Raw genomic sequence first — 772 nt, forward strand, 5'->3', positions numbered from 1 at the left:
AAAACAACATGTCGACTACGGGGCTATCACCCTTTATTGCGGCACTTTCCAGAGCCTTCGTCTGTGTCATTAAAAGCTTAAGGGCTAATCCAATTTCGCTCGCCGCTACTTTCGGAATCTCGGTTGATTTCTCTTCCTCCGGGTACTTAGATGTTTCAGTTCCCCGGGTTTGCCTCATTAACCTATGTATTCAGTTAATGATACGTACTTATGTACGTGGGTTTCCCCATTCAGAAATCCCAGACTCAAATGGTTATTACTACCTAATCTGGGCTTATCGCAAGTTATTACGTCTTTCATCGCCTCTGACTGCCAAGGCATCCACCGTGTACGCTTAGTCACTTAACCATACAACCCCAAAGGGTCTTGCTTACGCAATACGTTTGCTACAACGTAGTATGACGTTTCCAAGGTGCGTTATCTCTTTATTATGAGCGAGATAACATTCGATTTTGCCGGACTCAAATTTGAATGCATTCTGGCAAGAATACATTCCCAAGAACACTTGAATGTGTGTTGGTACCTACATCATAAAGACATAGGATTTGAGAACTTTTAAATTTGATAAGTAATGAAATCACATTACTTATCGTCAGCTTTCCAAATTGTTAAAGAGCTTGATTACTATAAGTAACCATTTTTAAAGACACTTGGACTCTTCATTAAGAAGAAATGTACTTAAAGATGGTATCCCGTAGGGGAGTCGAACCCCTGTTACCGCCGTGAAAGGGCGGTGTCCTAGGCCTCTAGACGAACGGGACATAGGAATACT

1 tRNA gene and 1 rRNA gene are annotated in these 772 nt (G+C 41.8%); both read right to left on the minus strand.

Annotation, left to right across the window (positions count from 1 at the left end):
* A 23S ribosomal RNA gene (locus VEZ01S_RS16255) occupies positions 1-348 on the minus strand; the annotation flags it as partial.
* Positions 349-685: 337 nt separating this feature from the next.
* A tRNA-Glu gene (locus tag VEZ01S_RS16260) sits at positions 686-761 on the minus strand.
* Positions 762-772: the final 11 nt, after the last annotated feature.

The organism is Vibrio ezurae NBRC 102218 (genome assembly GCF_000467185.1).
Classification (GTDB): domain Bacteria; phylum Pseudomonadota; class Gammaproteobacteria; order Enterobacterales; family Vibrionaceae; genus Vibrio; species Vibrio ezurae.